23 protein-coding genes and 5 pseudogenes are annotated in these 26,254 nt (G+C 66.8%); 17 read left to right on the top strand and 11 right to left on the bottom strand.

Annotated elements, in window-relative coordinates:
- The 6 genes and pseudogenes from GGQ89_RS18435 to GGQ89_RS18410 all read left to right on the top strand — a co-directional run.
- Nucleotides 1-277 (top strand): annotated as a pseudogene (locus tag GGQ89_RS18435) (hypothetical protein); the annotation flags it as partial.
- Nucleotides 274-618: pseudogene (gene tnpB, locus GGQ89_RS18430) on the top strand (IS66 family insertion sequence element accessory protein TnpB); the annotation flags it as partial. The pseudogenes GGQ89_RS18435 and tnpB, both read left to right, overlap by 4 nt.
- A 66-nt stretch (nucleotides 619-684) precedes the next feature.
- Nucleotides 685-1,203: pseudogene (locus GGQ89_RS18425) on the top strand (transposase domain-containing protein); the annotation flags it as partial.
- A gap of 167 nt (nucleotides 1,204-1,370) precedes the next feature.
- Nucleotides 1,371-1,568 carry a hypothetical protein gene (locus tag GGQ89_RS18420; RefSeq protein WP_184106785.1) on the top strand — a complete coding sequence of 66 codons (198 nt, stop codon included), beginning with the start codon at nucleotides 1,371-1,373 and terminating at the stop codon, nucleotides 1,566-1,568.
- Between the two features lie 76 nt (nucleotides 1,569-1,644).
- Nucleotides 1,645-2,226, top strand: a complete 582-nt coding sequence (locus GGQ89_RS18415; RefSeq protein ID WP_184106784.1) for a pseudouridine synthase — start codon at nucleotides 1,645-1,647, stop codon at nucleotides 2,224-2,226.
- Nucleotides 2,227-2,349: 123 nt separating this feature from the next.
- Nucleotides 2,350-3,180 (top strand): 23S rRNA (adenine(2030)-N(6))-methyltransferase RlmJ, encoded by an 831-nt coding sequence (locus GGQ89_RS18410; protein WP_184106782.1) that lies wholly within the window; start codon nucleotides 2,350-2,352, stop codon nucleotides 3,178-3,180.
- A 109-nt stretch (nucleotides 3,181-3,289) separates the two neighbouring features.
- Here GGQ89_RS18410 and GGQ89_RS18405 read toward each other — a convergent pair whose 3' ends face one another.
- The 4 genes from GGQ89_RS18405 to adh all read right to left on the bottom strand — a co-directional run bounded on the left by GGQ89_RS18405 (nucleotide 3,290) and on the right by adh (nucleotide 8,060).
- The gene (locus GGQ89_RS18405) at nucleotides 3,290-3,829 is read right to left on the bottom strand and encodes a GNAT family N-acetyltransferase (protein WP_244955815.1); all 540 of its coding nucleotides are present in this window, start codon (nucleotides 3,827-3,829) and stop codon (nucleotides 3,290-3,292) included.
- A gap of 33 nt (nucleotides 3,830-3,862) precedes the next feature.
- A complete protein-coding gene (locus GGQ89_RS18400; RefSeq protein WP_184106780.1) occupies nucleotides 3,863-5,377 on the bottom strand; it encodes a succinyl-CoA:acetate CoA-transferase ScpC in 1,515 nt (504 codons plus the stop codon).
- A 50-nt stretch (nucleotides 5,378-5,427) separates the two neighbouring features.
- On the bottom strand, nucleotides 5,428-6,462 hold the full coding sequence (gene adhP / locus GGQ89_RS18395) for an alcohol dehydrogenase AdhP (protein WP_056436114.1): 1,035 nt from the start codon (nucleotides 6,460-6,462) through the stop codon (nucleotides 5,428-5,430).
- An 86-nt stretch (nucleotides 6,463-6,548) separates the two neighbouring features.
- On the bottom strand, nucleotides 6,549-8,060 hold the full coding sequence (gene adh, locus GGQ89_RS18390; RefSeq protein ID WP_184106778.1) for an aldehyde dehydrogenase: 1,512 nt from the start codon (nucleotides 8,058-8,060) through the stop codon (nucleotides 6,549-6,551).
- Nucleotides 8,061-8,246: 186 nt separating this feature from the next.
- On the opposite strand from adh, the gene GGQ89_RS18385 reads away from it, so the two are divergent.
- On the top strand, nucleotides 8,247-9,284 hold the full coding sequence (locus GGQ89_RS18385; protein WP_056436435.1) for a sigma-54-dependent Fis family transcriptional regulator: 1,038 nt from the start codon (nucleotides 8,247-8,249) through the stop codon (nucleotides 9,282-9,284).
- Between the two features lie 83 nt (nucleotides 9,285-9,367).
- On the top strand, nucleotides 9,368-9,904 hold the full coding sequence (locus tag GGQ89_RS18380) for a hypothetical protein (RefSeq protein ID WP_184106776.1): 537 nt from the start codon (nucleotides 9,368-9,370) through the stop codon (nucleotides 9,902-9,904).
- Here GGQ89_RS18380 and GGQ89_RS18375 read toward each other — a convergent pair.
- Genes GGQ89_RS18375 through GGQ89_RS18360 form a run of 4 tightly spaced genes read right to left on the bottom strand, consistent with a single transcriptional unit; the run spans nucleotide 9,901 to nucleotide 13,521 of the window.
- Entirely contained in the window at nucleotides 9,901-10,611 is a 711-nt protein-coding gene (locus GGQ89_RS18375) for a Crp/Fnr family transcriptional regulator (RefSeq protein ID WP_076714143.1), read from the bottom strand. The two genes, GGQ89_RS18380 and GGQ89_RS18375, sit on opposite strands and share 4 nt — an antisense overlap.
- A 57-nt stretch (nucleotides 10,612-10,668) precedes the next feature.
- Nucleotides 10,669-10,785, bottom strand: coding sequence for a cytochrome bd-I oxidase subunit CydX (cydX, locus tag GGQ89_RS18370; RefSeq protein ID WP_076717739.1), 117 nt, complete (start codon nucleotides 10,783-10,785; stop codon nucleotides 10,669-10,671).
- 14 nt (nucleotides 10,786-10,799) lie between these two features.
- On the bottom strand, nucleotides 10,800-11,939 hold the full coding sequence (gene cydB, locus GGQ89_RS18365; protein ID WP_184106774.1) for a cytochrome d ubiquinol oxidase subunit II: 1,140 nt from the start codon (nucleotides 11,937-11,939) through the stop codon (nucleotides 10,800-10,802).
- A 13-nt stretch (nucleotides 11,940-11,952) separates the two neighbouring features.
- The gene (locus GGQ89_RS18360) at nucleotides 11,953-13,521 is read right to left on the bottom strand and encodes a cytochrome ubiquinol oxidase subunit I (protein WP_184106772.1); all 1,569 of its coding nucleotides are present in this window, start codon (nucleotides 13,519-13,521) and stop codon (nucleotides 11,953-11,955) included.
- 124 nt (nucleotides 13,522-13,645) lie between these two features.
- Here GGQ89_RS18360 and cydD point away from each other — a divergent pair, with 124 nt between their 5' ends.
- Both cydD and GGQ89_RS18350 read left to right on the top strand, forming a co-directional pair.
- The gene (gene cydD, locus GGQ89_RS18355; protein WP_184106770.1) at nucleotides 13,646-15,277 is read left to right on the top strand and encodes a thiol reductant ABC exporter subunit CydD; all 1,632 of its coding nucleotides are present in this window, start codon (nucleotides 13,646-13,648) and stop codon (nucleotides 15,275-15,277) included.
- Nucleotides 15,274-16,974, top strand: a complete 1,701-nt coding sequence (locus tag GGQ89_RS18350; protein ID WP_240456276.1) for an amino acid ABC transporter ATP-binding/permease protein — start codon at nucleotides 15,274-15,276, stop codon at nucleotides 16,972-16,974. The genes cydD and GGQ89_RS18350 overlap by 4 nt, the downstream gene beginning before the upstream one ends.
- On the opposite strand, the pseudogene GGQ89_RS20150 reads toward GGQ89_RS18350, so the two are convergent.
- Nucleotides 16,943-17,008: pseudogene (locus GGQ89_RS20150) on the bottom strand (Crp/Fnr family transcriptional regulator); the annotation flags it as partial. The gene GGQ89_RS18350 and the pseudogene GGQ89_RS20150 sit on opposite strands and share 32 nt — an antisense overlap.
- A 20-nt stretch (nucleotides 17,009-17,028) precedes the next feature.
- Here GGQ89_RS20150 and GGQ89_RS20145 point away from each other — a divergent pair.
- Entirely contained in the window at nucleotides 17,029-17,232 is a 204-nt protein-coding gene (locus tag GGQ89_RS20145) for a hypothetical protein (RefSeq protein WP_240456275.1), read from the top strand.
- On the opposite strand, the gene hemN is transcribed toward GGQ89_RS20145, so the two are convergent.
- Complete coding sequence (hemN, locus tag GGQ89_RS18340) at nucleotides 17,216-18,538, bottom strand: oxygen-independent coproporphyrinogen III oxidase (protein ID WP_184106768.1); 1,323 nt, start codon at nucleotides 18,536-18,538, stop codon at nucleotides 17,216-17,218. The genes GGQ89_RS20145 and hemN overlap by 17 nt on opposite strands.
- 552 nt (nucleotides 18,539-19,090) lie before the next feature.
- Here hemN and GGQ89_RS19890 point away from each other — a divergent pair.
- The 6 genes from GGQ89_RS19890 (at nucleotide 19,091) to GGQ89_RS18310 (ending at nucleotide 25,231) form a co-directional block, all read left to right on the top strand.
- Nucleotides 19,091-19,474, top strand: coding sequence for a DUF333 domain-containing protein (locus tag GGQ89_RS19890; protein WP_201780597.1), 384 nt, complete (start codon nucleotides 19,091-19,093; stop codon nucleotides 19,472-19,474).
- Nucleotides 19,464-20,141 carry an RNA polymerase sigma factor gene (locus tag GGQ89_RS18330; RefSeq protein ID WP_330218793.1) on the top strand — a complete coding sequence of 226 codons (678 nt, stop codon included), beginning with the start codon at nucleotides 19,464-19,466 and terminating at the stop codon, nucleotides 20,139-20,141. Before GGQ89_RS19890 ends, GGQ89_RS18330 begins: the two co-directional genes overlap by 11 nt.
- Entirely contained in the window at nucleotides 20,138-21,061 is a 924-nt protein-coding gene (locus GGQ89_RS18325; protein WP_056436083.1) for a FecR family protein, read from the top strand. Before GGQ89_RS18330 ends, GGQ89_RS18325 begins: the two co-directional genes overlap by 4 nt.
- Entirely contained in the window at nucleotides 21,058-23,457 is a 2,400-nt protein-coding gene (locus GGQ89_RS18320) for a TonB-dependent receptor (RefSeq protein ID WP_338112260.1), read from the top strand. Before GGQ89_RS18325 ends, GGQ89_RS18320 begins: the two co-directional genes overlap by 4 nt.
- A gap of 118 nt (nucleotides 23,458-23,575) precedes the next feature.
- The gene (locus GGQ89_RS18315) at nucleotides 23,576-24,241 is read left to right on the top strand and encodes a putative hemolysin (protein ID WP_184106763.1); all 666 of its coding nucleotides are present in this window, start codon (nucleotides 23,576-23,578) and stop codon (nucleotides 24,239-24,241) included.
- 222 nt (nucleotides 24,242-24,463) lie between these two features.
- Nucleotides 24,464-25,231 carry an outer membrane protein gene (locus GGQ89_RS18310; RefSeq protein WP_184106761.1) on the top strand — a complete coding sequence of 256 codons (768 nt, stop codon included), beginning with the start codon at nucleotides 24,464-24,466 and terminating at the stop codon, nucleotides 25,229-25,231.
- A gap of 273 nt (nucleotides 25,232-25,504) precedes the next feature.
- Here GGQ89_RS18310 and GGQ89_RS20140 read toward each other — a convergent pair.
- Nucleotides 25,505-25,660, bottom strand: a pseudogene (locus tag GGQ89_RS20140) (Arm DNA-binding domain-containing protein); the annotation flags it as partial.
- Nucleotides 25,661-26,254 lie beyond the last annotated feature (594 nt).

Here is a 26,254-nt window from a genome sequence, read left to right as displayed (position 1 = left end):
CGTCGCCATAATGCCGCACCGGTGCCTGCCACAGTGCCGCACCTGTGGCTTGCGCATCACCTCGTCAGCAAGGCGGGGAACACCGGACGCTTACGTCGTGCCTTCGTTGCCGGTGTTTGCTGAGGTGCAGGTGGCGGAACCGGTCGTGCGGACACCGCAGCTGGCGCCTTGTCCACCGGGGCTCATCCAGATCGTGTTGCCAAGCGGCGTGCGGGTGAGCGTGGATGCCGCAGTGGATGCAGGGGCGCTGACACGGGTGCTGTCGGTGCTGCGGTGAGCCCGGTGCCGCTGCCGACGCGGGTGTTCCTAGCGTGCGGGGTGACCGACATGCGCAAGGGGTTCGATGGCCTAGCGGTGCTGGTGCAGCAGGTGCTGGCGCATAACCCGCATTCGGGTGCGCTGTTCGCGTTCTGCGGCAAGCGGGGGCATCTGGTCAAGCTGCTGTGGTTCGACGGCCAGGAACTTTACCTGTTTCCCAAGCGGCTCGACCGTGGCCGCTTCGTCTGGCCGGTGACGGCGACCGGCACGGTGGTGCTGACGCCGGCGCAATTGCCGATGCTGCTGGAAAGGATTGACTGGCGTCGGCCCGAGCGGACGTTTACGCCGACGCTGGCGGGGTGTAGGAACGGCGGTTTTGCGCCACTTTTCCTCGCTGGCCGACCTGCAATCTGCTATGGAAACAGCGTGTCGGAAGCGCCTGTTCCCCCTGCTGATGCCACCGCGCGGATCGCCGTGCTGGAGGCCTCGCTCGCCGCCCGCGACCTGCTCATCGATACGCTGCGCGGGCAGATCGCCCGGCTGCGGCGGATGCAGTTCGGCGCCTCGTCCGAGAAGCTGGGACGCGAAATCGAGCAGCTCGAACTGGCGCCGGAGGAACTGGAGACGGAGCGCGACGCGCCTGAGCCTGAGGCGGCCGACCCCGGTATAGCGGCGCGACCGGCATCCGTCCGCAGCCTGCCCGGACATCTGCCGCGCGAGGAGGTCGTTCACGAGCCGGCATCGGGTGCCTGCACCTGCCCGGACTGCGGTGGAGCTCTGCGTCCGCTTGTGTCCGATGCGCACGAGATGCTCGACATCGTGCCGGTGCGCTGGCGCGTCGTGCGCAACGTTTGCCCCAAATACAGCTGCCAAACCTGTGAGAAGATCGTTCAGGCTCCTGCCCCGGTCTGCGCCGTGGCGCGTGGCAAGGCGACCTTCGCATCAACGTCGGGATCTACAGACTTCGGAATGGGGTGGCGACCCTGTACCGGATCAACCACTTAGCAGAAGCGGCCATGAAGGTTGTCCGAAACCCGCAATCGCGGACATAGCGATTGTCACTCAACACAAGCCAGATCGGTTGTCATAGGTAGGCGCTTGGCCAAACCTTATTGGCGCAGGACACCATCGTCATGGTCGTGATCGGACGCCTGCTGCTCGTCATCCTGCCGCTCATCGGTCTGATGATCGGCGGTTATCTGGGTGGGCTTGCGGTCGGCCTGTGGACGGCACTGGGTGGCTTTGCGGTGGCCTTCGCCGTCTGTTCGCTGTCGGTCCTTGCCCTGGTGAAGGCGCGCCCTTCGCGCTGAGGTCCAGCTCGAAGCCCGGCACTGTTGACGGAATGCGGCGCAAGACAGGACCGTAGCCGAGCGCTATGAGCGCAGCATGCCCCGGCTGCTCCTGTTCAACAAACCCTATGGGGTCCTATCGCAATTCACCGACAAGGGATCGCCCACGGTTCGGTCGACCTTGTCGGACTTCATCGCGGTGAAGGGCGTCTATCCCGCCGGGAGGCTCGATCGGGATAGCGAGGGCCTGTTGCTGTTGTGCGATGACGGGCGGTTGCAGGCGCGCATCGCCGATCCGCGCTTCAAGATGCCCAAAACCTATCTCGTCCAGGTCGAAGGCGATCCGCAGGAATCTGACCTGGCGGGCTTGCGGCAGGGCGTCCGCCTCAAGGACGGCATGACCCTGCCCGCCGATGTGGTGCGTATCGACGCGCCGGACCTGTGGCTGCGCGATCCGCCGATCCGCCAGCGCAAGCTGATCCCCGACAACTGGCTGAAGATCACGATCCGCGAAGGGCGCAACCGGCAGGTGCGCCGCATGACGGCGGCGGTCGGTCTGCCTACCCTCAGGCTGGTTCGCTGGTCGATCGGCGACTGGTCCGTCGCCGGGATCGCGCCGGGCCAGTTCGTGGAGGCTCCTGCTCTGGGCCGGACGGGCGGCGGCGCGCAGGACCGGTAAGAGCGGCATAGGCCGCTATGCGGGCCACGCTGGTCCCTGCCGCCTGTTGCGATCGACCGCGAAAACTGATTTGAGGCTTTGACGCCTTCCGCTTCCCCAAGCGCCTGGCAGGTTTTGGATTCCATGAATTATCGCCACTCCTTCCATGCGGGCAACAGCGCCGATGTCGTGAAGCACAGCCTGCTGATCGCGCTGGTCCGGGCCTTGCAGCAGAAACCGGGCGCGTTGACCCTGATCGACACCCATGCCGGTTGCGGACTCTACGACCTTGGCGGCGAGCAGGCCCAACGGACCGGCGAAGCCGCCCAGGGCGTGGTGCGGGCCTTTGCCGACACCGACCCGCTGCTGGACGATTATCGCGCCGCCGTGCAGGCGGTGAATGACGGAGTGGAGCCGCGCCTCTATCCCGGCTCGCCACGGTTCCTGGCGCAACTCCTGCGCCCGCAGGACGTGCTGATCCTCAACGAAAAGCACCCCGAGGACGCCCGTACCTTACGCGGCACGATGCGCGGCACGCCTGCGGCCGTGCATGAGCGCGATGCCTATGAGCTCTGGCTGGCGATGCTTCCCACCCGCACCCCGCGCGGCGTGGTGGTGGTCGATCCACCGTACGAACAGACAGACGAACGCGCCCGCATCACCGCCACGCTCGCGGCGGCACATCGCAAATGGGCGCATGGCGTGACGGTCATCTGGTATCCGCTGAAGGACCGGGCGACGCACGGGCGGTGGAAGTACGACCTGCACAAGCTCGGCATTCCGAAATTCCTGTCGATCGAGCATTGGCTATATGATGCCGATCAGCCGGGCATCTATAACGGTGCGGGCCTTTTCATCGTCAATCCGCCCTATGCCTTCACACAGGCGCTGCCGCCGCTGCTGGAATCCCTTCGTGCCGCACTGGCCCCCGAAGGGCATAGCGGCGAGATCGCGGCGGATTGGCTGCGCGACTGAAGGGGGCTGGTTCCGGGCTGGAGCGTGAGTTTCTGTCCGGAACGCCGACCGACAAGGCCCTGGTTCCGTCGACGATGCGCCGTGCCTCTGGCGCAGCCCGGCGCCCGCGTCAGGCGATGTTTCGCTTCAGCAGCACCAGCATGGGGTCGCCCTCGACCGCATGAGGTTCGAAGCCCATCTCTTTTTCGATCATGATGGCGGAGCGGTTTTCGCGGTCCTCGATCGCCTCGATCGTGCGATATCCCTTGCGCCGCGCATGTTCGACCAGATGGTCGAGCAGCGTCCAACCAATACCCTGCCGTTTCATATCGTGTCGGATGGCGATGGCGGCTTCGGCGGTGGTCGAGTGGTCGTCGCCCGCCAGCATCGCCGCCGCCAGGATCGATCCGTCGTCGGCAAAGGCGATCAGGCTTTCGGTGTGCCTATCATTCGTATCGATCATGCTCCTGAGCCGCTCATGGCTGACCTCGCGCACGCCGGTCAGGAAGCGGAAACGCAGGTCCTCGGGCGAGACATGGGCGAAGAAGGCGGCCAGTGCCGTTTCGTCCTCGCCGCGCGCGCGGCGAACGTGCAGCCGCACGCCTTGGCGGGTGACAAGCAACTCGGTGTCGGCGATCGTCATGATATTCTCCTCGATGGCTGCGACCATGGTGCGTTTGCCCGCTCGTGACATTGACTATCGTCAAGACGGCAACATCGTTCCCGTTTCCATGTAACGACGATGCCAGGACAGCGCTTCGGCGGGGAGCGAGGGGGCATGAAGGCCATAGGACCCGCCCTCGGCGCGCATCGCATAGTCGGCGAGCATCGGTCGGTAATCGGGATGCGCGCAGCGTTCGATCACGGCCTTGGCACGCTGGCGCGGCGACAGGCCGCGCAGGTCGGCCAGCCCCTGTTCGGTGACGATCACCTGCACGTCCTGCATGATGTGGTCGACATGCGAGGCCTGCGGCACGATGGCGGAAATCTTGCCACTTTTTGCAGTCGAGGGGGTCATGAAGATCGAGACATAGGCGTTGCGCGCGAAATCGCCCGATCCGCCGATGCCGTTCTGGATGCGTGATCCCATCACCAGCGTCGAATTGACGTTGCCATAGATATCCGCCTCGATCAGGCCGTTCATCGCGATGCACCCCAGGCGGCGGACGAGTTCGGGATGATTGCTGATCTCCTGCGGGCGCAGGATCATGCGGTCCCGGTACGCGGCCATGTTGGCATTGAGCCGTGCCGCGGCCTGCGGGCTGAGCGAAAAGGCAGTGGCCGACGCCATGCGCAGGCGACCGGCATCGAGAAGGTCGAGCATCCCGTCCTGGATCACCTCGGTATAGGCGGTCATCGGGTCGAACGGCGCGTCGACCAGGCCGGACAGCACCGCATTGGCGATATTGCCGACCCCCGACTGGATCGGCAGCAGGGCGGGGGGCAAGCGTCCGCGCGAGACCTCATGGGCCAGGAATTCGATGACGTGCCCGGCAATGGCGCGCGCGGTGTCGTCGGGCGCGGCGAAGGGCAGGTTGCGGTCGGGGACCTCGGTTTCGACGATGGCGACGATCTTGTCGGGATCGCAGGCCAGATAGGGCGTGCCGATCCGGTCGTCCGGCCGCACCAGCGGGATCGGCACGCGTTCGGGCGGCAGGCGGGTGCCGTAATAGATGTCGTGCATCCCCTCCAGCGCTGCGTCCTGCCAGCGATTGACCTCCAGGATGACGCGCTTCGCCCGGTCTGCCCAGGTCTTGTTGTTGCCGACCGACGACGAGGGGATGAGCGATCCGTCGGCGCGGATGCCCGATATCTCGATGATCGCGGTGTCGAGGGGGCCTAGCACGCCTTCCCAGGCCATCGGCGCGACCTGGCTGAGATGCATGTCGAGATAGTCGATCTCGCCACGGTTGATCTTCTCGCGCGCGACCGGATCGCCGCTATAGGGCAGGCGCTGGGCGATGCCGTCGACCGCCGCCAGCGCGCCGTCCAGTTCGGGGCCGGTCGAGGCGCCGGTCCACAAATTGACGCGGAACGGATGCCCCGCGCCGTGGGACTCGGCGATGTGCCTGGCCAGCGCCTGGGGCACCATCTTGGGATAGCCGGAGCCGGTGAAGCCGCTGGTCGCCACCGTTTCGCCGGGGCGGATCAGGGCGGCGGCGGTGTCGGCATCGGTGATACGCGAACGAAGGGCGGCACAGGCGATACGGTCGGTCATTGTTTCTCCAACGCTGGCGGGCGGGGCCGGAGCCACCGCCCGCCGCGATTTCAGGCCGCCAGGTCGAGGACGATGCGACCCTCGATCTGGCCACGACGCATTCGGTCGAACACCTGGTTGACCTCGGCGAGCGGCGCGGTGGCGACCGTGGCCTTCACCTTGCCGTCGGCGGCGAAGTCGAGCGACTCCTGAAGGTCGAGCCGGGTGCCGACGATCGAGCCGCGCACGGTGATGCCGTTCAGCACCAGTCCGAAGATGTTGAGCGGAAAGTCGCCCGGCGGCAGGCCGTTGAGCGCGACCGTGCCGCCCCGCGCCATCATGCCCACGGCCTGGGCGAACGCCTTTTCGCTGACCGCTGTCACCAATGCACCCTGCGCCCCGCCGCCGGTCTCGCGCTTGATCGCCGCCGCCGGGTCCGCCTCGGTCCGCGCATTGACGGTGACCTTCGCGCCCAGCCGCCGGGCGAGGTCCAGCTTGGCGTCGTCGACATCGACCGCCGCGACGTTCAGCCCCATGGCGACCGCATATTGCACCGCCATATGGCCAAGCCCGCCAATGCCGGAGATGACGACGGTATCGCCCGGCTTGGTATCGGTCATCTTCAGCCCCTTATAGACCGTCACCCCGGCGCAGAGCACCGGCGCGATCTCGGTGAAGCCGATATTGCCGGGCAGATGGCCGACGAAATTGGGGTCGGCGATGACATAATCGGCAAAGCCGCCATTGACCGAATAGCCGGTGTTGAGCTGGCTCTCGCACAAGGTCTCCCACCCGCCCAGGCAATGCACGCAATGGCCGCAGGCGGTGTAGAGCCAGGGCACGCCGACGCGGTCGCCCTCCTTGATGTGCTTCACGCCCTTGCCGACCGCCGAGACATAGCCGACACCCTCATGCCCCGGAATGAAGGGCGGGTTGGGTTTGACCGGCCAGTCGCCTTCGGCGGCGTGCAGGTCGGTGTGACAGACGCCGGATGCCTGGATCGCGACCTGGATCAGGCCGTCGCCGACCTCCGGCACCGGGACTTCATCGATGGTCAGGGGTTGGCCGAATGCCCGCACGACGGCGGCTTTCATCGTCTTCGCCATGGTGTTTCTCCTGTAGGATGAGGATGCAACGGGGATGGGCGCGGCCGCCGATCCCCGCCTTGATCACGGTCAAAAGAAGCCTGGGGTCAAAAGAAGCCGAGCTTCTTGGCCGAGTAGCTGACCAGCAGATTCTTGGTCTGCTGATAATGGTCGAGCATCATCCGGTGCGTCTCGCGCCCGATGCCCGAGCGTTTATAGCCGCCGAACGCCGCGTGCGCGGGATAGGCGTGGTAGCAGTTGGTCCAGACGCGGCCCGCCTGGATCGCACGGCCCATACGGTAGGCCCGCGTGCCGTCGCGGGTCCACACGCCAGCACCCAGGCCGTAGAGCGTGTCGTTGGCGATGCGCAGCGCTTCCTCATCGTCCTTGAAGGTCGCGACCGAGACGACGGGGCCAAAAATCTCCTCCTGGAAGACGCGCATCCTGTTGTGGCCGCTGAGCACCGTCGGCTTGACATAATAGCCCTCCAGCCCCTCGGGCCGGTTGCGGGTGCCGCCGGTCAGAACCTTCGCACCCTCGTCGCGACCGATGTCGAGATAGCCGAGGATCTTGTCCATCTGCTCCTGCGAGGCTTGCGCGCCGACCATGGTGGCGGGGTCGAGCGGATCGCCCTGGATCATCGCCTCGACCCGCGCGACCGCCTTTTCCATGAAGCGGTCATAGATGGACTCGTGGACCAGTGCGCGGCTGGGGCAGGTGCAGACCTCGCCCTGGTTGAGCGCGAACATGGCGAAGCCCTCGATCGCCTTGTCGAGATAATCGTCATTCTCGGCCGCCACATCGGAAAAGAAGATGTTCGGGCTCTTGCCGCCCAGCTCCAGCGTGACGGGGATCAGGTTCTCGGACGCATAGGACATGATGAGCTGTCCGGTCGTCGTCTCGCCGGTAAAGGCGATCTTGGCGATGCGCGGATTCTGCGCCAGCGGCTTGCCCGCCTCCAGGCCATATCCGTTGACGATGTTGAGCACGCCCTCGGGCAGCAGGTCGGCGATCAGTTCGGCCAGCACCATGATCGAGGCGGGGGTCTGCTCGGCGGGTTTCAGCACCACGCAATTGCCCGCCGCCAGCGCGGGGGCCAGCTTCCAACAGGCCATCAGCAGCGGGAAGTTCCACGGGATGATCTGCCCGACGACGCCCAGCGGCTCGTGGAAATGATAGGCGACGGTGTCGTGGTCGATCTCGGAGATGCCGCCTTCCTGTGCGCGGATGCACCCGGCGAAATAGCGGAAATGGTCGATCGCCAGCGGCAGGTCGGCGGCGGTCGTCTCGCGGATGGGCTTGCCATTGTCCCAAGTCTCGGCCGTGGCGAGCAGGGATAGATTCTCCTCCATCCGGTCGGCGATGCGGTGCAGGATCAGCGCGCGTTCGGCGACGCTGGTGCGGCCCCAGCCGTCCTTGGCCTTGTGCGCGGCGTCCAGCGCGAGTTCGACATCGGCCGCCTGGCTGCGCGCGACCTGGCAGATCACCTGTCCGTCGATGGGGGATCGGTTGTCGAACCAGCGTCCCTCGACCGGATCGACCCAGCGGCCGCCGATGAAATTGGCATAACGCTGTTTGAACGGCGCGGTGCGGGCCTTGATGGCATCCTGAATCGTCACGGGCTCTCTCCTTGGTCTGTTATGATCCAAGGCTCTGCCCGTGGCGTTCGAGGGGCAAGACGATGCGCGACGAAGTGTAGGCGACGTGGTGGACTTTCCGCCACCGAGGCGTAGCATGTGTCGCACGGCGCGACGCGACAACAACGCCGGTGTCGCAAATTGCGACAATGGGAGAAGGATGCGGCGATGGACGGCGCCGGTATAGAACAAGGGCGACGCGCCTATTTCGACGAGGGGCAATTGCCCCTTGAAACCGTGCGCCAGCCGGTCCTGCGATCCTGGTTGCGATGCACCGACATGGGACTGGCGCAGGGACGGCTCCAGGGCGGCGGACCGCTGGCCGAAAGCGAACTCCATGCGCTGCGCCAGCGTCGCGAGTCGCTGCGCCGCCTGTGTCGCCCCGAACTCGAGATGCTGGCGGGCGAGGCGCGCGAGACGGGCAGCGTCGTGATCCTGGCCGACGCGGACGGCATGATCCTCGACACGATCGGCGATACCGGCTTTCTGTCCCGCGCGGCGCAGGTGGCGCTCAGGCCCGGCGTCTCCTGGACCGAGGCGAGCACGGGTACCAACGCGATCGGCACTGCCATTGCCGAGCGTCGCCCGATCGCCGTCCATGGCCCCGAGCATTTCTTTGCCGAACATGCGGTGTTGAGCTGTGCGGCGACGCCGATCCTCGACCCACGTGGCGCGATCGTCGGGGCGCTCGACATTTCGGGGCCATCGGCCAGCGGCCATGGCCATGCGCTGGGGCTGATCAGGCTGGCGGTCGACCAGATCGAGCATCGGCTGTTCCGCAGCGGCTTTGCCGATTGTCGCGTGCTGCGGATGCATGACGATGCCGCGATGCTGGGCACCGCGCGCGAGGGGATATTGGTGTTCCGCGACGACCGGCTGGTCGCCGCCAACCGGCGCGGGCTTTCGCTGGTCGGGCGCAGCTGGGAAGCGCTGGACGATGCGGCGCTCGGCGAACTGGTCGATATGCAGGGGCAGGCGGCGCGGGGCCGATTGCGCCTGGCCAACGGCGCGACCCTGATCGGCGGCTGGGATGCCGATGTTCGGGGGGGCGGCATCGAATTGTCCGTCGCACGCCCGCTGGCCGACGAGCGGGCCGAGGCGATCGACGCGGCACTGGCGGCGCATGACGGCAATGTCTCGGCGGCGGCGCGGCAACTGGGCATCCACCGCAGCACCATCCACCGGCACCTCGCCCGCCAGCGCTGAGGGCTGCGGCACGGCGCTTTGACCATCGTCAATGCGGGGTCCGCGTCGCTTCGTCACCAGGGGGGCGAAGGAGAAGACCCGCGATGGACCGCAACCCACTTCAAGGCAGTGTCGTGCCGTTCGCGCGGCGCTGGCACGTGATTCAGGAAATCGACCTGATCCGCCTGCTTCAGGAGCATCGTCGTCGGCTGGCGCTATGCGGGCAGGCGGAGGCGATGGCGGATGCCTTGCCCGATCGTCCCGACGCCGCGACCATGACGCTGTTCCTGCAGGCGCTGGAGGCGCTGGTGACGCGGGGCGAGCAGGCGGACGGCGTCTATCTGAAGGCGATGCTGTCCAACGGGCGGGCCGATCCGCTCACCGACACGCTCCTCGACCATGTCCGCCACCGGCATGAGGCGGATGCGGCGGCGGCGCGCGAACTGGTCGCGGCCTTTGCCGAGTCGGATGCCTTCGCCGCACCCGAGACGCTGGGCCATATGCTGCGCAGCTTCTTCACCGGATGCCGTCGCGCGGTCGATTTCGAGCAGCTGGCCATCATCGCGCTGGCGGGGCATCGGCTGACGCCCGAGGCGCGGTCGCTGCTGATCGACGCGCTGGCCGACAGCCTGCTGGATTAAGCCGCTTCGGCGCGCGCTGCCAGCGCCTCGCGGTCGCTGATCGTGATGGCGCGGCCGCCTGGCAGGCCGATCACCCCGCTCTGCTTCATCCGGGTCAGCTGGCGGCTGACCGTCTCGATCGTCATGCCCAGCACATCGGCGATCTGTCCGCGCGTCAGCGGCAGGTCGAACGTTACCGGCCCGTCGCGGCTGGCCCGGCATCCGCTGGCCCCGGCGCGCGCCGCCATGTCGAGCAGGAAGCCCGCCAGCTTCTCCCCCGCCGATTTGCGCGCCAGCACCAGCATCCGCCCCCGCGCCTCGTTCAGCGATTCGAAGGTCCGCTGGAGCAACAGGCGCTCCATGCGCTGATGATCCTCCAGCACCCGCTCGAAGGCGGCGCGGGGAAAGACGCACAGTTCGGCCTCGGTCAGCGCGGTCAGGGTGAAGTCGACATCGCCCGCATAGGGCTGTCCGAAAAAGTCGGCGGGGTAGAGCAGGCCGACCGTCTGCTCGCGGCCATTGGCGGTGGCGGCGACCAGTTTCAACACGCCCGTCAGCAGGTTGCCGCAGATCACCGCCTCGTCGCCCGCCCAGGCGATGGTCTGGCCCCGCGCGACCCGTCGGCGCTGGCCGATGGCGTTCAGGGCGAGCAGCTCCCGGTCGTCCAGGCTGCCGCACAGGGCCCGGTCGCGTACCGCGCAATCGGCACAGATGTCGTTCGGGATCATGGCCTTGCCTTATAGCGCGGCCATGATCCCCTGTCGTCGGACGGATTGTCCTATCTGTCAGTGTCGCGGTGACACGTCATCCTCCCGCGGCAGATGGAATTCGTGCCAGATGCCGTTGAGGATGCCGAAGCCGATCGCCAGGCCGAGGCCCAGCACCCAGGAAAAATACCAAATGGGTCGTTCCTTTCTCAGTAAAAATCGGGGTTGGTACGCACCGCGTCCGCCGTCACGCGGCCGAACATGACCCGGTAGGCCCAGGCGGTGTAGGCGAGCACGATCGGCAGGAAGACGAGCGTGACGAACAGCATGATGCCCAGCGTCTTCTGCGTGGACGAGGCGTTCCACACCGTCAGGCTGCTATGCGCGTCGATGCTGGACGGCAGGATGAAGGGGAACATTGCGCAACCGACCGTCGCGATGATCCCCGTCGCGGCGAGCGACGACCCCGCAAAGGCCAGCGCCTCGCGTCCCGCCCGGATTCCGATCAGGGCCAATGCGGCCCCGGCAAAGCCCAGTACGGGCAGCGCCATCATCCACGGATAGGCCGCATAATTGTCCAGCCATGCGCCGCCCGCCTGCTCCGCCGTCATGCGCAAGGGATTGGACGGGCCGAGCGGATCGACCGTGCCGACGATCCGGTAGCCGATATCGCCCCATGCGACGAAGGCGAAGCCGACCGCGAAGAGCAGGATGGAGGCGATGGCCGCCGCCGTGCCGAACGCCCGCGCCCGGTCATGGACGGGACCATGCTCAACCTTGATCGACAGCCATGCCGCGCCGTGCAGGACCAGCATCGCCACCGACAACAGCCCACAGACGAGGGTGAAGGGCGTGAACAGGTCGAGGAGCGTGCCGTCGTAAAAGGCGCGCAGATCGCCATCGAGGCGGAAGGGCGCGCCGAGCAACACATTGCCGACCGCGACGCCGAAGACGAGGGCTGGTACCAGTCCCCCGACGAACAACGCCCAGTCCCAGCGGCTGCGCCAGGCCGAATCGGGCTTCTTCGAGCGATATTTGAACCCCACCGGCCGCAGGATCAGCGCGGCCAGCACGAGAAACATCGCGAGGTAGAAGCCCGAAAAGCTGGCCGCATAGACGAACGGCCAGGCCGCGAAGATCGCACCGCCGCCCAGGATGAACCAGACCTGGTTTCCCTCCCAGGTCGGCCCGATCGAATTGATGACCATCCGCCGCTCGGCATCGCTGCGCGCGACGAAGGGCAGCAGCGCGGCGACGCCCAGGTCGAACCCGTCGGTCAGCGCGAAGCCGATCAGCAGCACACCCAGCAGCGCCCACCAGATCAGGCGCAACATCTCATAATCGAACATGTCCTGGCCTCCTTCAGGCGGTGACGGGAATGGCGGCGGGGATGGGGCCGGGGGCGGGCTGGTCGTTCCGCTCTTCCGGGCCATGCGCGATGGCGGCGAGGATCAGCCGGATCTCGATCACCGCCAGCACCCCGTAAAGCGCGGTAAAGCCCGCCAGCGTGGTCCACAGCGCGCCGCGCGACAGCGAACTGGTCGCCAGGAAGGTCGGCAGCACCCCTTCGATCGCCCAGGGCTGGCGACCCAGCTCGGCGACCACCCAGCCCAGTTCGATCGCGATCCAGGGTAATGGGATCGCCGCCACCGCGAGGCGGAGGAACCAGCGCGCATCGAGATGCATCCGCAGCGAGCATAAGGTGAAGGCGGTGGCGAACAGCGCGATCATCGCAAAGCCGATCGCCGCCATGATGCGGAAGCTCCAGAAGAGCAGGCCGACATCGGGCACCGTGTCCCAGGCCGCCGCCTCGATCTGCTGCGGCGTCGCGGCGCGCGGATCGGCCATTTGCCGCTTGAGCAGCAGGGCATAGCCCAGGTCGCGCTTGTGCGCCTCGAACCGGGCGCGCTGGCCCATGTCCTGCGGGTTCGCCTTCAGTCGCTGGACCGCGTCATAGGCGATCACGCCCGAGGCGATCCGTTCCTGCGCCTTCAGCACCAGTTCGGACATGCCGGTAACGGTGCCGTCGAGGCTGCGCGTCGCGATCAGGCCGAGCAGCCAGGGGATCTCGACCTTGTAACGCGTCTCGCGGGCCACCGTGTCGGGATAGCCGAACAGGGTCAGGCCGGAGGGGCCGGGCTCGGTGTGCCAGACCGCCTCGATCGCGGCGAGCTTCATCTTCTGGTTGTCGGTCAGCGCATAGCCGCTCTCGTCGCCCAGCACGACGACCGACAGCGACGAGGCGAGGCCGAACGCCGCCGCCACCGTCATCGACCGGCGCGCAACGGGCAGGAAGCGGCCCTTCAGCAGCCAGAAGGCCGACACGCCCAGCACCACGACCGAGGCGCAGACATAGCCCGCGCTGACGGTGTGGACGAACTTGGCCTGGGCGACCGGATTGAACAGCACCGCGCCGAAATCACCGACCTCCATGCGCATCGTATCGGGATTGAAGCTCGCGCCGACCGGGTTCTGCATCCAGCCATTGGCGACGAGGATCCACAGCGCCGACAAATTGGTGCCGAGCGCGACCATGAAGGTGACGATCAGATGGCCGAGCTTCGACAACCGTTCCCAGCCGAAGAACATCAGCCCGACGAACGTCGCCTCCAGAAAGAAGGCCATCAGCCCCTCGATCGCCAGCGGCGCACCGAAGATGTCGCCGACATAATGAGAAAAATAGGACCAGTTGGTGCCGAACTGGAACTCCATGGTCAGGCCGGTGGCGACGCCGAGTACGAAGTTGATGCCGAAGATCTTGCCCCAGAAGCGCGTGGTCACGCGCCATTCCGGGCGGTTGGTCATGACATAGACCGATTCCATGATGACCAGCATCATCGACAGGCCGAGCGTCAGCGGCACGAACAGGAAGTGATACAGCGCGGTCGCCGCGAATTGCAGTCGCGACAGGTCTACGACGCCGGGGTCCATAGCATGTCTCCATAAGAGGAGCCGCCCCCCGGCCCCTTGCCGAGCGACTCGCTAGGCTTGGCGCGCCGTGCCGACATTGACCGCGGTCAAAGACTATGGGGGCGGTCGGGGCGACCGTCGCGGCATGACGACGATCGCCCATGCTCCCCCGACGCGTAAGGCACGCAATCGCTGGTTGAACGATGCGGCCGGGCGGCGCGACGGTGTGGCGGGCCTGTTGCTGCTCGATACGCTGGCGGCGATCGGCTTTGCGGCGGGTGTCGCGGGCGGCGTGACGGCAGTGATGGGGCAGGGGGCGGTGTGGCCCTGGGCCGTGTTAATGCTCGGCATGGGGGCGTTGCGCGGGGTGTTCGCCACCCTGGCCTTGCGGCGGGGCGCGGTGAGGGCGGGCGCGGTCAAGCGGGCGCAGCGGCTTCGCGCCGTGGCCGCCACGCTGCGTCGCAAGCCCGGTGCCCCGATCGACAGCGGCCTGCTCGCCAGCCAGGCCGTCGATGCCGTCGAGGCGCTGGACGGCTATGTCGCCCGCTTCCTGCCCGCGCGCCGGGCCGCCGCCATCGCGCCGATGCTGGTCCTCGTCGCAACCGCCTGTGCCAGTTGGGTCGCGGCGGTCCTTCTCGCAGGCACGCTGCTGCCCTTTGTCGCCGCGATGATCCTGGCGGGCGGTGCGGCGGCGGACGAATCGCGGCGGCAATTCGTCGCGCTACACCGTCTGTCGGCGCGCTTTGCCGACCGGGTGCGCAGCTTGCCGGTCGTGCTGGCCTTCCGCGCCGAGACACGCGAGACCGAGGCGATCGGCGCGGCGGCGCTGGAACTGGCCGAGCGGACCATGCGCGTCCTGCGGGTGGCCTTTCTGTCCTCCGCCGCGCTGGAATTCTTCGCGGCGCTGTCGGTCGCGCTGGTCGCGGTCTATTGCGGTTTTGCGTTGCTCGGCCTGCTGCCCTTCGCCGCGCCCGAGACGCTGACCCTCGCCCAAGCGTTCTTCGTGCTGGCCCTTGCGCCCGAATTCTACGCGCCCATGCGCCGCCTGGCCGCCGCCTATCATGACAAGCAGGCGGCAGAGACCGCCGCCGATACGCTGATGCCCCTGACCGAGCCGGAGCCTGTGCCCTTGGTTCGGGTCACGGCTCCGCTGATCCTGCGCGATGTCGCCATCCGGTATCCGGGCAGCGATGCCCCCGCCGTCTCGCACCTGTCGCTGCGGATCGACGCGGGCGAGACGGTGGCGTTGCTCGGCCCCTCGGGCAGCGGCAAGACCAGCGTGTTGCATATGCTATTGGGGCTCGCGCCGCTATCGGCGGGAACGGTAGAGGCGGGCGGTGTCCCACTCACCTCGCTGGCGGGACATGCAAGCTGGGCGGGCCAGCACCCCCTGCTGATCGCGGGCACGATCCGCGACAATCTGACACTGGCCCATCCCCGCGCGGATCAACTGGCGATCCAGCGCGCGGTCGCGGCGGCGGGCTTGGGGCCGATGCTCGCGGCCCGGCCGGGTGGCCTCGGCGCCACGCTCGACGCGCGGGGCAGCGGGCTGTCGGGCGGCGAGCGGCGGCGGATCGCGCTCGCCCGCGCGCTGCTCAACCCCGCGCCCTTCCTGCTGCTCGACGAGCCGACCGCGCATCTCGACGCCGCCGCCGAAGCCGCGCTGATCGCCACCATCGCGCGGGCCGCGAAAGGGCGCACGACGCTGATCGCCACCCACAGCCCCGCGCTGGCCGCCATCGCGACTCGCGTCGTTCATCTGGGACATGCCGCATGACACTCCACAGGCTGATTGCCGCCGAACGCTGGCGGGAACGTCGCCGTCTGCAGCAGGCGGGACTCTGTGCCGCACTGGTTGCGATCGCTTCGGTGCTGCTGCTCGCCTTGTCGGGTTGGTTCCTGACCGCCGCCGCGCTGGCGGGGGGAGCGGGGATCGTCGCGGCGCAGGCGTTCAACTATATGCTGCCCTCCGCCATGATCCGGTTGCTGGCGATCGTGCGAACCGGCGCGCGCTATGGCGAGCGGCTGGCGAGCCATGGCGCGGCCTTTGGCGCGCTCGCCCGGCTGCGGCCCGCGCTCTACCGCGCGCTCACCGTCGCGCCGCCCTCGGTCGTGCTGGCGCTCGGTCGGGGCGAGGCGACCGCGCGGCTGATCGGGGATGTCGATGCGGTGGAATGGCGCTTCGTCCGTTTGTCGGGGCCCTGGGGTGTCGTCGCGGCGTTGGCCTCGGGCGCGGCGCTGACGCTGCTTTGCGGCTGGCTGGCCATGGTCGCGACGCTGGCCTGCGTCGGGGGAGCGCTCGGTCTGGCCCGTGCCTGGGCGCACCGGTTGGAAGAGCCCGGCCGCGCGGTGCAGCAGGCGATGGGGGCCTTGCGCGAGGAGGTGGCGACGATCGGCGGCGCGGCGGCGGAACTCCGCTGTTTCGCACTGGAGGATTGGGCGACCGCCCGGATCACGGCGGCGAGCGACCGGCTGGCCGAGGCGCAGGCGCGGCAGGCGGCCGTGGCGGCCCGGTTCGAGGCGCTCCACGTGCTCGGCGTCGCGCTGGCAGCGGCATCGGCGCTGGTCTTGTCGGCGGACGCCGGCGCACCGATCGCGGCACTGGCGGCGCTGGCAGCGGCGATGACGGCCGATGCGAGCGCACCGATCCTGCGCGCCATGATCGAGCGGGGACGGCTGTGCGAGGCGGAGGCACGGCTGGAAACGCTGTTCGAGGCGGCGGAAGCGCATCCGGTTACGGACGTGGCGGAGGACGCGAGCCTCTTGATCGACCGCATGCCATTCGCGCCGGGCAGCCGGATCGCCCTGACGGGGCCATCGGGTTGCGGCAAGACGAGCCTGGTCGAGGGATTGCTGGGCCTTCGCCCGCTGTCACCCGGCCGGATCATGATCGGCGGACGCGATGCCGCCTCCCTCGCACCTGCCAGTCTTCGTGCGACCTTTGCCTGGACTCCGCAGGACGCGGCATTGCTGGCGGGCACGGTGCGGGACAATCTGCGGCTGGCCGACGACCAGGCGAGCGAGGATCGAATGTGGCAAGCGTTGCACGATGCCGCGCTCGACGACGTGGTGCGCGCCTTGCCGCAGGGGTTGAATACCTGGCTAGGCGAGGATGGGGCGCGGCTGTCGGGCGGCGAGCGGCGGCGGCTCTCCCTGGCGCGGGCCTATCTGGCGGATGCGCCCTGGCTGCTCCTCGACGAACCGGGCGAGGGGCTGGATGCGTTGGTCGCGGCACAGGTCGCGCGGCGCATGGACGCACGGTTGGAGCGGACCGGGCAGGGGATGATCCTGGTCAGCCACCGCCCGGTGCTTTCGGCCCTATGCGATCGCCAATGGGCGGCCGATGGGGAAGCCGCCGATCCGCCGCTTAACGCGCGATCCCGGCCAGGCGGACCCGGTCGAGCAGGTGCACACCCCGCAGATCTGCGAATGCGATCAGCCCATCCTGCTGGAACGCGGTCATGTGACGGCTGACCGTCTCCACCGCCAGACCCAGCGCCTCCGCCATCGCAGCCCGCGACAGCGGCCATGTCGAGCAGCGATGCGGCGACCCGCGCCTCGGCCTACGCGCGGGCCAGCATCGGCACCCAGCGTCGTCATCGTCCGGCGCTGCGATCGTATCGGCGCAATGGCTGGCCGGATCGCCGTTCCGGCCGGATGCCTGTCCGGCGCTCAGTCGGCGGCGGCGACCGATATCACGAAGCGCGGCGGCCGGTCAGACGGCATGGCTGAAACGCGTGTCGTCCTCGCTGCGCCAGGCGTCGAAGGCGGCGGCGATGCTGCGGGCATAGGGCAGCGCGTCGGCGGTCAGGCGGAGGCGCTGCCCTTCCCATCGGAGCAGTCCGGCCTGCTCGAAGGGGGAAAGCCGGGTATGAATGGCATCCCGCTCCGGCAAACCTTCCGTATCGGCGATTCCCTGGCACAGCACCCCCGCGATCGCTGCGCCCCGCCGCCGGTCGAGCGGCGTCCGCCGGATACCCCGCGCGGTCGCGAAGCAACCGGCGCCGATCGCCTGATGCCAATCGCCCGCCTTCTTGGCGTTCTGGAGCAGTCGGTCGGGGAATTCGCTGATCGCGCTTGCCCCGAGGCCGATCAGGATTTCGGCGGGATCGTCGGTGAACCCCTGGAAATTGCGGCTCAGCGTGTCGTTTGCCGCCGCCAGCGCCAGCGGATCATGCGGCTTGGCGAAGTGATCGAACCCGACGGCCCGGTACCCCGCCGCCGTCAGTCGTTCATGCGCCGATGCCGCCTGCGCGAAGCGCGCCGTCGCACCGGGCAGCGCGGTCGCGTCGATCCGGCGCTGGCGCGGGATCAGGTGGGGGACATGCGCATAGCCGAAGACCGCCAGCCGCTCGGGCGCAAGCGCGATCGCTTCTTCCAACGTGGCTTGAAGCGCCGCATCGGTCTGTCCGGGCAGGCCGTACATCAGGTCGAAATTGATCGATCCGACCCCGGCCCCGCGCAGCAGCGCGACGGCGCCGATAATATCCTCACGCGGTTGAACCCGGCCGATCGCCGCCTGGAGCATGGGATCGAAGGTTTGCACGCCCAGGCTGACGCGCGCGACGCCGGTCGCGGCGATGACGCTCGCCCAATCCGGCGCGAAGCCGCGCGGATCGATCTCCAGCGATAGGGGGGCGTCTTCACACGCAAAGGCCCTGCGCAGATGCGCGACCAGTGCCGCAAAGGCGCCCGGCGAAATGGCGTTGGGACTTCCCCCGCCAAAGGCAATCCGCCGGATTCGTCCGCGCCCCTCCAGCCGGGCGGCGATCCTGTCGATCTCGGTATGGAGCCGGGCCAGATAGGCATCCAGACGCGCGGTGCGGTTCGCCGCGCCGGTGTTGCACCCGCAATACCAGCAGATCGCCCGGCAATAGGGGATATGCAGATAGAGCGACACATCGGCATCCGCATCGACGGCATCGAGCGCGGCGGCCATGTCGTCATGACCCACCCCGTCGCCAAATTCGGCGGCGGTGGGATAGCTGGTGTAGCGCGGCACGGGCCGGGCGAGCAGGTCTGGATGATAGGGCCACATGGCGCATCCTGTGCCCAGATGCAGCCGACGTGCCTTTGACCATCGTCAAACCAGCCTTTGTCGATGATGAAGGCGGCGGGGGAGGCCCGCTCCCAATCGGGCCCCATAATGTAAGGCAAGAGACGACCGGTGTCAGAAATGCCGCCCTTCCGTTTCCGCGCGTCGGCTTCGACCCAGCATCGAACCGACGCACAGACTCAGGTCCGGGTCGGTGTGCGTGCGGGTGACGTTCTGTTCCATGCCCATGCCATCTCGGCTTCGGGCAGATCGCCTGCCGACCGTCCTGGGCTCGACGATCGCGGCGTGATGCCTGACCCGGGGAACAGTAAGGGCGCCGCGCAGGATGTCGGCTCGATTGCCCTCGGTACGTAGCCGCTGCCGGTCGAAAGGCTTCCTTGCACGCCTCCAGCAGGGAAATGATCCCCTCCTATCCCCATCCGGGTAGCCGATGATGGACGCGTGCCAAGGCAATTCGCCTTCCGCTTCGTCTGATGAGTGAGGGCGGCGAGAAAGCCTTGTGTGCCAGGTCTTGCCGGATGAACGGGAGTTACAATGCCGATGCGTCTTTGGGTTTTTGCCGCCATGGGATCGGTGGTGTGCCTTGGCGTGCCGGCGCTGATCCTGAACAGCAGCGAGGCGTTCGGGCAGATGACAGAGGGCAACGCCGCGCCCGGTATCTGCGTCCGCGCCGGCGGGGTGGGCATCGTGGTCAATGGCGGGAGTTACTGCCGCCTGGGGGACGGACGCCTTGTCGACCAGCGACTGCTGTTTCGTCGTCGGCCCCGGCGTGCGGTCATGCCCAATCCTGCCAGTGCCTATTGCGAACACAATGGCGGTTGGATCGAAACCGTAAATGCTCCTGGTGGCCAGACGGGCTATTGCCATCTGCCAAACGGTGCCGTCGTCGAGGAATGGGCATTTTTTCGTGGCCGCTGATATCGCGAACGTCGCCAGAGCGACGGTGGCTGTCGACCCTCAACAACGACAGACGATCTCTCCCCGGCCGGGCAAACGAAACATGGCCTGTCGAAATTCATTTCTCACGATTCATCCGGTAAGGGCCACGGCATGGTCCAATCCATCAATGTCGGTGCCGATGTCGTCAAACGGGCTTGAAGCGGTTTATCTTGCCAATCGTGACAAACTTGTCCGGTTTCTTGTCGCGCGTGGCGCGGGAGATGCAGCCGAAGACTTGGTTAATGATCTTTGGCTAAGGATATCAACGTCTTCGTCATCAGGTCCGATCGCCAATCCGATGTCCTACCTGTTCCGGGCGGCCGATACGCTGATGATCGACCGCTACCGCGCGAAACGCCAGGGGGAGAAGCGGGAGCAGGACTGGTACGAGCTTAGCGGGGATGGCGAGGCTTCACCCGAACCGGCGGGCGAGCGGGTGATCGGCGCACGACAGGAAGTGGCGAAGGTCGCCGCGGTCCTGGCAAGGCTGGGAGCACGCCGGGAAGCCATCTTCCGGCGCGCCCGGATCGATGGCGTGTCGCAACGGCAGATCGCCGCGGAACTGGGCGTCAGCCTCAGCACGGTGGAGGCCGATCTGCGGATCGCCACCCGTGCACTGATCGAATTGAAGGATGAACTGCAATGACCGGCAGACAGGTCGACGAACAGGCGCTGGAATGGGCGATCCGTGCCGCCGATCCTCACTTTGAAGACTGGGACGGCCTGACCGGATGGCTGGAGGCCGATCCGGGCAATCACGACCGGTATGACGATGCGCTGACCGCCATGGCGGAGGCCCGCGATCGTGTCGCCGCGATGCCCGTCCAGGCTGAACCGGTCGCGGCCAATGACGAACGGCCGGTGCGGCACGGCTTTTGGCGCTGGGGCGGCAGCGCCGTCGCCGCGATGCTCGTCGCGGTCGTGGGCGTCTCCGTCTGGAACGAGCGCAGCCAGCCCTATGCGGTCGAAACCGCCCCGGGCGAACAGCGCGCGGTGCAACTGGCCGATGGCAGCGAGATCGTCCTGGCCGGCGGTTCGCGCGTGACATTGGACCGGGCGGATGCGCGGGTGGCGAGCGTCGAGCATGGCGAGATGCTTTTCCGGGTGCGTCACGACGCCGCGCACCCGTTCCGGGTCACTGCAGGCGACACGCAGATGGTCGACCTCGGCACGGTGTTCGACGTAACGCATGATGCGGGAGGGACCCGCATCGCCGTCGCGGAAGGGGCGGTGATGGTCGCCCCGGACAGCGCGAAGCTGCGGCTCGAGCCAGGACAGGCGGTGGTGGCACGCGGCGGGGAACTGCGTCGACAGGTCGCGACGGATGTCGGCGGGTGGCGTGAGGGGCGGTTGACGTTCGACAACGCGCCATTGTCGGACGTCGCGCGCGATCTCACCCGCCAACTCGGCCGCACCGTCCGGGTGGATCCCGCACTGGCCGCCAGACCGTTCAGCGGGACGATCGACATCCGCAGTCTACGAGACGATCCGGCGCGGCTGGGTCGCTTGCTGGGGGTATCGGTCCGGGCCGATGGCAAGGAATGGGTGCTGGGCGACAATCGGTGACGTTCGGTGCGGCTGCGGTCGCGACAGGATTGACGCTCGCCATGACGGTGGCGGCTCCGGCGGAGGCGCAGAGCCTGTCGATCGATCTGCGTGCGGGCAGCGTCCGCGATCAGGTGACCACGCTCGGCCGTCTCGGCGGGATCAGCGTCGTGGTGACGGACCCTGGCCTCTGGTCGAAGCCGGTGCCGCGTTTGCGCGGACGGATGAGCGCGGTCGTCGCCCTTCGCCTGATTGCGGCACGCTGCGGCGGGGAAGTCGAGGCGATCGACAACCTGTTGTACCGGATCGTTCCCAGGCGCACGCCGAGGCCTCGTCCGACCCCGCCCCGGCCTAACCCCCAACCCGAAGCGGCGAAGACGCCCGAGGCCCCTCCGCCCGACATCATCGTCATCGGCAGCAAGCGCGATCTGCCGTTCGGCCAGACCGCCGGGCAGGTCATACGGGTGTCGGGGCAGGATCTCGAACTGGGCGGTGCCGGTGGAACCGGACGGCTCACGTCTCGGCTGACGACGATCGCCTCGACCAGCCTGGGGGCGGGCCGGAACAAGCTGTTCATCCGGGGCATCGCCGATTCTAGCTTTTCGGGTCCGAGCCAGGCGACCGTCGGCCAGTATTTCGGCGACCTGCGGCTTGGCTACAACGCACCTGATCCCGACCTTCGCCTCGCCGATCTGGCGGCGGTCGAAGTGCTGGCCGGGCCGCAAGGCACGCTGTACGGGGCGGGATCGATGGGCGGGCTGATCCGCCTGGTTCCCAATCCTGTCGAGCTGGACCGGACCGGTGGGTCGGTGGCGATCGGGGCATCCGCCACGGCCCATGGCGCGCCCGGCTTCGATACGCAGGCTGTCCTCAATCTCCCGGTCGTCACCGATCGACTGGGAATCCGGCTGGTCGCCACGGCGGTCGAGGATGGTGGCTATATCGACAAGCCGCTGCTCGGCCGCCGCAACGTCAATACGACCCGTATCGCGGGCGGGCGCGGCACCCTGCATCTCAACATCGCCGATGGCTGGAGCGCGGAGCTGATCGGCATCGCGCAGCGTATCCGGGGTGCGGACAGCCAATATGCGGATCGCGATGGCCCCTTCCTCACGCGCAGGACACGCGTGGTCGAGGGGTTCGGCAATGATTTCGGCCAGGGGCAGTTCGTGCTGGACGGACGAATCGGCGATATCCGATTGCGGTCCTCCACCGGCCTTACCGCGCTCGACCTGACCGAGCGCTATGATGCGACGACGCCCAACGATCCCGCGACGCTTTTCGTCCAGACCAACCGCACCCGCATGATCGCCAACGAGACACGCGCCTGGGTCACGCATGCCAACGGGTCGGGGTGGTTGCTGGGTCTGAGCTATACCGGGAACCGCACCCGGTTGTTGCGGTCCTTCGTCTTGCCCGGCCAGCGCTATCCGCTTCCCGGCGTGTCCAATCACCTGCACGAACTCACCGCCTATGGCGAGGCCAGCGTCCGGCTGACTCCGGCGATCCTGCTGACCAGCGGCGCGCGGGTCAGTCGATCCGTGTTGTCCGGCGCGGCGGAAGATGCCCGGGTGCAGGATGTGCCGATCGTGTCCGCTACCGTGGCGACGCGGCATGAATGGTCCGTGCTGCCCTCCGCCTCGCTTCTCGTCGACCTGCGTGGCGGGGCATCCGCTTTTCTGCGCTATCAACAGGGGTTCCGTCCGGGCGGTCTGGCGGTCGACGATGACTATGTCCGTCAGTTCGACAGCGACCGGGTCTCGACGATCGAGGTGGGCTATCGCTTCGGTCGTGCGGCGCGAGACCCCTTCGCCCTGACACTCACCATCGCCCATACCGATTGGCGAAATATCCAGGCGGACTTCCTCGATAGCGGAAATCTGCCGTCGACCGCCAATATCGGCAATGGCGACGTCTGGACCGTGGAGGCATCCGGGGCGATCCGCATCGCGAAGGGGTGGCGCATGGAGGGGGCCGTCTCGCTCAACGACAGCAGCGTCAATGAGGGCGATCCGAACGACCTGCCGTTGCAAGGGGCGCCCGGCGACCAGGGAGGCGTCTCGGCGCGCCTGCGTCCCATTCCCAATATCGCCGATATCACGGCACGGATCGGCGTGAGCTATGAGGCCGCGCTGGGCGACCGGTCGCGGCTGAAGGTCGACGGCTGGGTTCGTTATATCGGGCTGTCGCGCCTGGGGCTGGGACCTGTGCTGGGGGATGAGCAGGGCAATTATGCCGACAGTGCCGTCACCGCGCGTATAGGCCGCGACCGCTTCGGCGTAACCGTCGGCGTGTCCAATATCCTCGACGCGCGGGGCAACCGTTTCGCGATGGGCACACCCTTTGTGACCGGCAAGGAGCAGATCACGCCCATTCGCCCACGCACCTTCCGCGTCGGACTGGATACGGCCTTCTGAAAAAATTCCTACGGTGTCGGCCTGTCTGCTTCGTCATCGTCATGCTGGCACCGCCACGTGGTGGCCGTGTCATGCAAGGCGGCGAACATGTTCAGGCATCGGCAATGCCGATGAAGGAATGCTCCGGCTGCTGAACTTGCAAACCGAACCGGACGACCAATCCGGCTTCGCCAGTAGGGACGATGAGATGAAGTCTGTAGTATTGATGAGCACCGGCCTGGTCTCGGCAGCGGCGGCCATGTTGTCCGTTCCGGCGCAGGCGGCCCCGGACAAGGTCGGCATCGCCAACCCGGCATCGGTATATTGCGGCTCGATCGGCGGCACGTCGTTCGTGCGCAAGACGCCGTCGGGCGATGTCGGCTATTGCCGCCTGCCCAATGGCCAGGTCCATGAAGAATGGGACCTCTTCCGGAACAGCCAGAAGCCTTCGCCCAAGCGCCGCACCGATGCGCATCTGGGCAATCCCGCCGCGGTGCATTGCACCAAGGTCGGCGGGACCAACCTGAACCGCCGGACCGCACGCGGTGACGTCGGGCTCTGCCGGTTGCGGAACGGCAAGACGGTCGACGCCTGGGACTTGTTCCGCGGCGCCAATGGTAAGGGGAAGGACACGAATTCCCGCAATCACCGCGCAGTCATGACGAACCCTGCTTCCTCCTATTGCGTGGATCAGAAGGGAACGATCGAAGTTCGTCAGGACTCAGGGTATTGCCATCTGCCGAACGGACGGGTGGTCGAGGAGTGGAAGCTCTTCCGCGAACAGCCGGCCGGCCGCGCCCGCTAAGCACCCATGACATGAGCCGCGTCCGAAAGGGCGCGGTTCATATATTTGCGGTACATTCTATCCATCTGAAATCGTCAGCTAAAATCTCGGCTTATATATTTTCTAAAAAAATTTCAGCTGTACCTAAGGCAATTCGAAAAGGGTGACGTCTTGTGAATGTAGGGGGACGCGAACTGGCGCGACCCACTCGATCACAAGTTCCATTTCGAAGGACCAATTCCAATGACCCTGGTTAGCACGCTCGCGCCCGCCTATCGCGGTGCGCGCCGGAACTCGGCTGCTCTGTTCGCAGGCTTTGCCGCAGCGATCGTCGCAGTATCCCCCGCCGCCGCGCAGAAGGCGGAGCCAGGCGCCTATGCCGTCGCCCGCACCGGCGTGCAGATCGATTCCGACGTGAAGCCGACCCAGGTCCTGGCGAAGGGCCAGACCGTCGCCAAGACGACGCCGACCCTGCCCAAGAACATCGACCATGATGGCGGCTTCACCGGCGAACTCGGCATGGGGTACGACTTCGGCGGCCTCCGTGTCGAGGGAACGGCGGGCTACGACACCGCCAAGGTCAACGCCAAGGCGCTGAGCACCAAGACATATTCGGGCGCCGGGCGCACCAAGTCGTTCGATCTCGGAGTCGCCGCCTATGTCGACCTGGTCCGCGAAGGTCCGTTGAAGCCGTTCGTCGGCGGCGGCATCGGTGCCTCGCGCGTCGACTATTCGATCAGCCGCCTGATGATCGACAAGACCCCGGGCACCCGGAAGCCGATGGTTGGGATCATGGGCAAGGACTGGGGCTTCCGTTGGCACCTCGATGCCGGCGCGAGCTATGATGTGACGCCGCAGACTGCGATCGAAGTGCTTGGCCGCTACTCGCAGACCACCGGCCTGCGGATGAAGGGCACGGCGATCGACGAAAATCTGGTCCCCCAGACGATGGACTATAAGCTGAAGAACACGTCGGTCTCGATCATGGCCGGTATTCGTCAGAAGTTCTGACCTCAAACCCGTACCCAAGGAAGGCGTCGCTCCCATTGCGGGGGCGGCGCTTTCGCTTTGCCTGAGGCTGATAAGCGATCGAATTTTACCGTATTTGGGCAGCCTTGGACGGAAGCGGCGCCTCGCCAGCATCGGTGTAGGAAGTGGCAAGGGCCCTGGGCGGTGTCTGCACTTGGAGGGTTTCCTCGACGGGATCGATCCCGTCATCGAGCTCGGCCTTGCCTCGTCGCGCTTCCGGCGCGCCTGGACCAAAGTGACATCGGGGAAACCGCCCAGCGACAATTTGCGCTCGATGCCGCAGCATCGATAGCGAAGGCGCCAAAGCAGGGCGCCGGATGGCTGCACCAGCAGATACATGCCGTCCGTATCGGCCACCTTGTAGGGACGCGCTGCCGGTTTCAGCGCCCGGATCTGCACAACCGTCAGCATGGGGCCACGCCTCCTGCAACGTTCGTGGCCCCTTTTGAGTGGGCCACGGCGGAACATAATGAGATTTCACGGGACCGCCGAAAGGCAGTTTGCCGCAGATTTCTGTGATTTTCCAGGTTTGTTCCGGAGTCGTGATGGTGCCGCTTACAGGACTCGAACCTGTGACCCCCGCATTACGAAGGCCTTTGACGGCTTTGCGTAAGCGGATGAATGTCAATCATTTTCGGGTTGTTGCTGAGCCCAAAAGTCAATCGACCCACGCTGGTTCCAAAGTCGCCGGAAACCGGAGCAAGCCGCTTTCCTATCGAACGCATCTTCGCATGGGAAAATGCGAAAAAGTGACCTGTGCTATACCGGCGAACGAGCCATCGAAGGCGCTGTCGAGATCGATAATCGGACATAGAGCCAGAGTGCGATAATCCTTGGGTTAGAAGGCCCTCTGTCCTACCGCTCTCTGGTTAATGTGCATGGAATTGGCAGAATGCTCCCGCCGCTTTCATGTAAGCGTCCGGTGAAGGCGTCGCGTCAGGCGGGACGGTAGTTCCACGGCAGCAGTTCATTGATCTGGCGGGCTGGATGGTCGGCGATGCGGCT

Source organism: Sphingomonas yabuuchiae, assembly GCF_014199595.1.
Lineage (GTDB): Bacteria > Pseudomonadota > Alphaproteobacteria > Sphingomonadales > Sphingomonadaceae > Sphingomonas > Sphingomonas yabuuchiae.
This window is presented reverse-complemented; position numbering and strand designations above follow the sequence as displayed.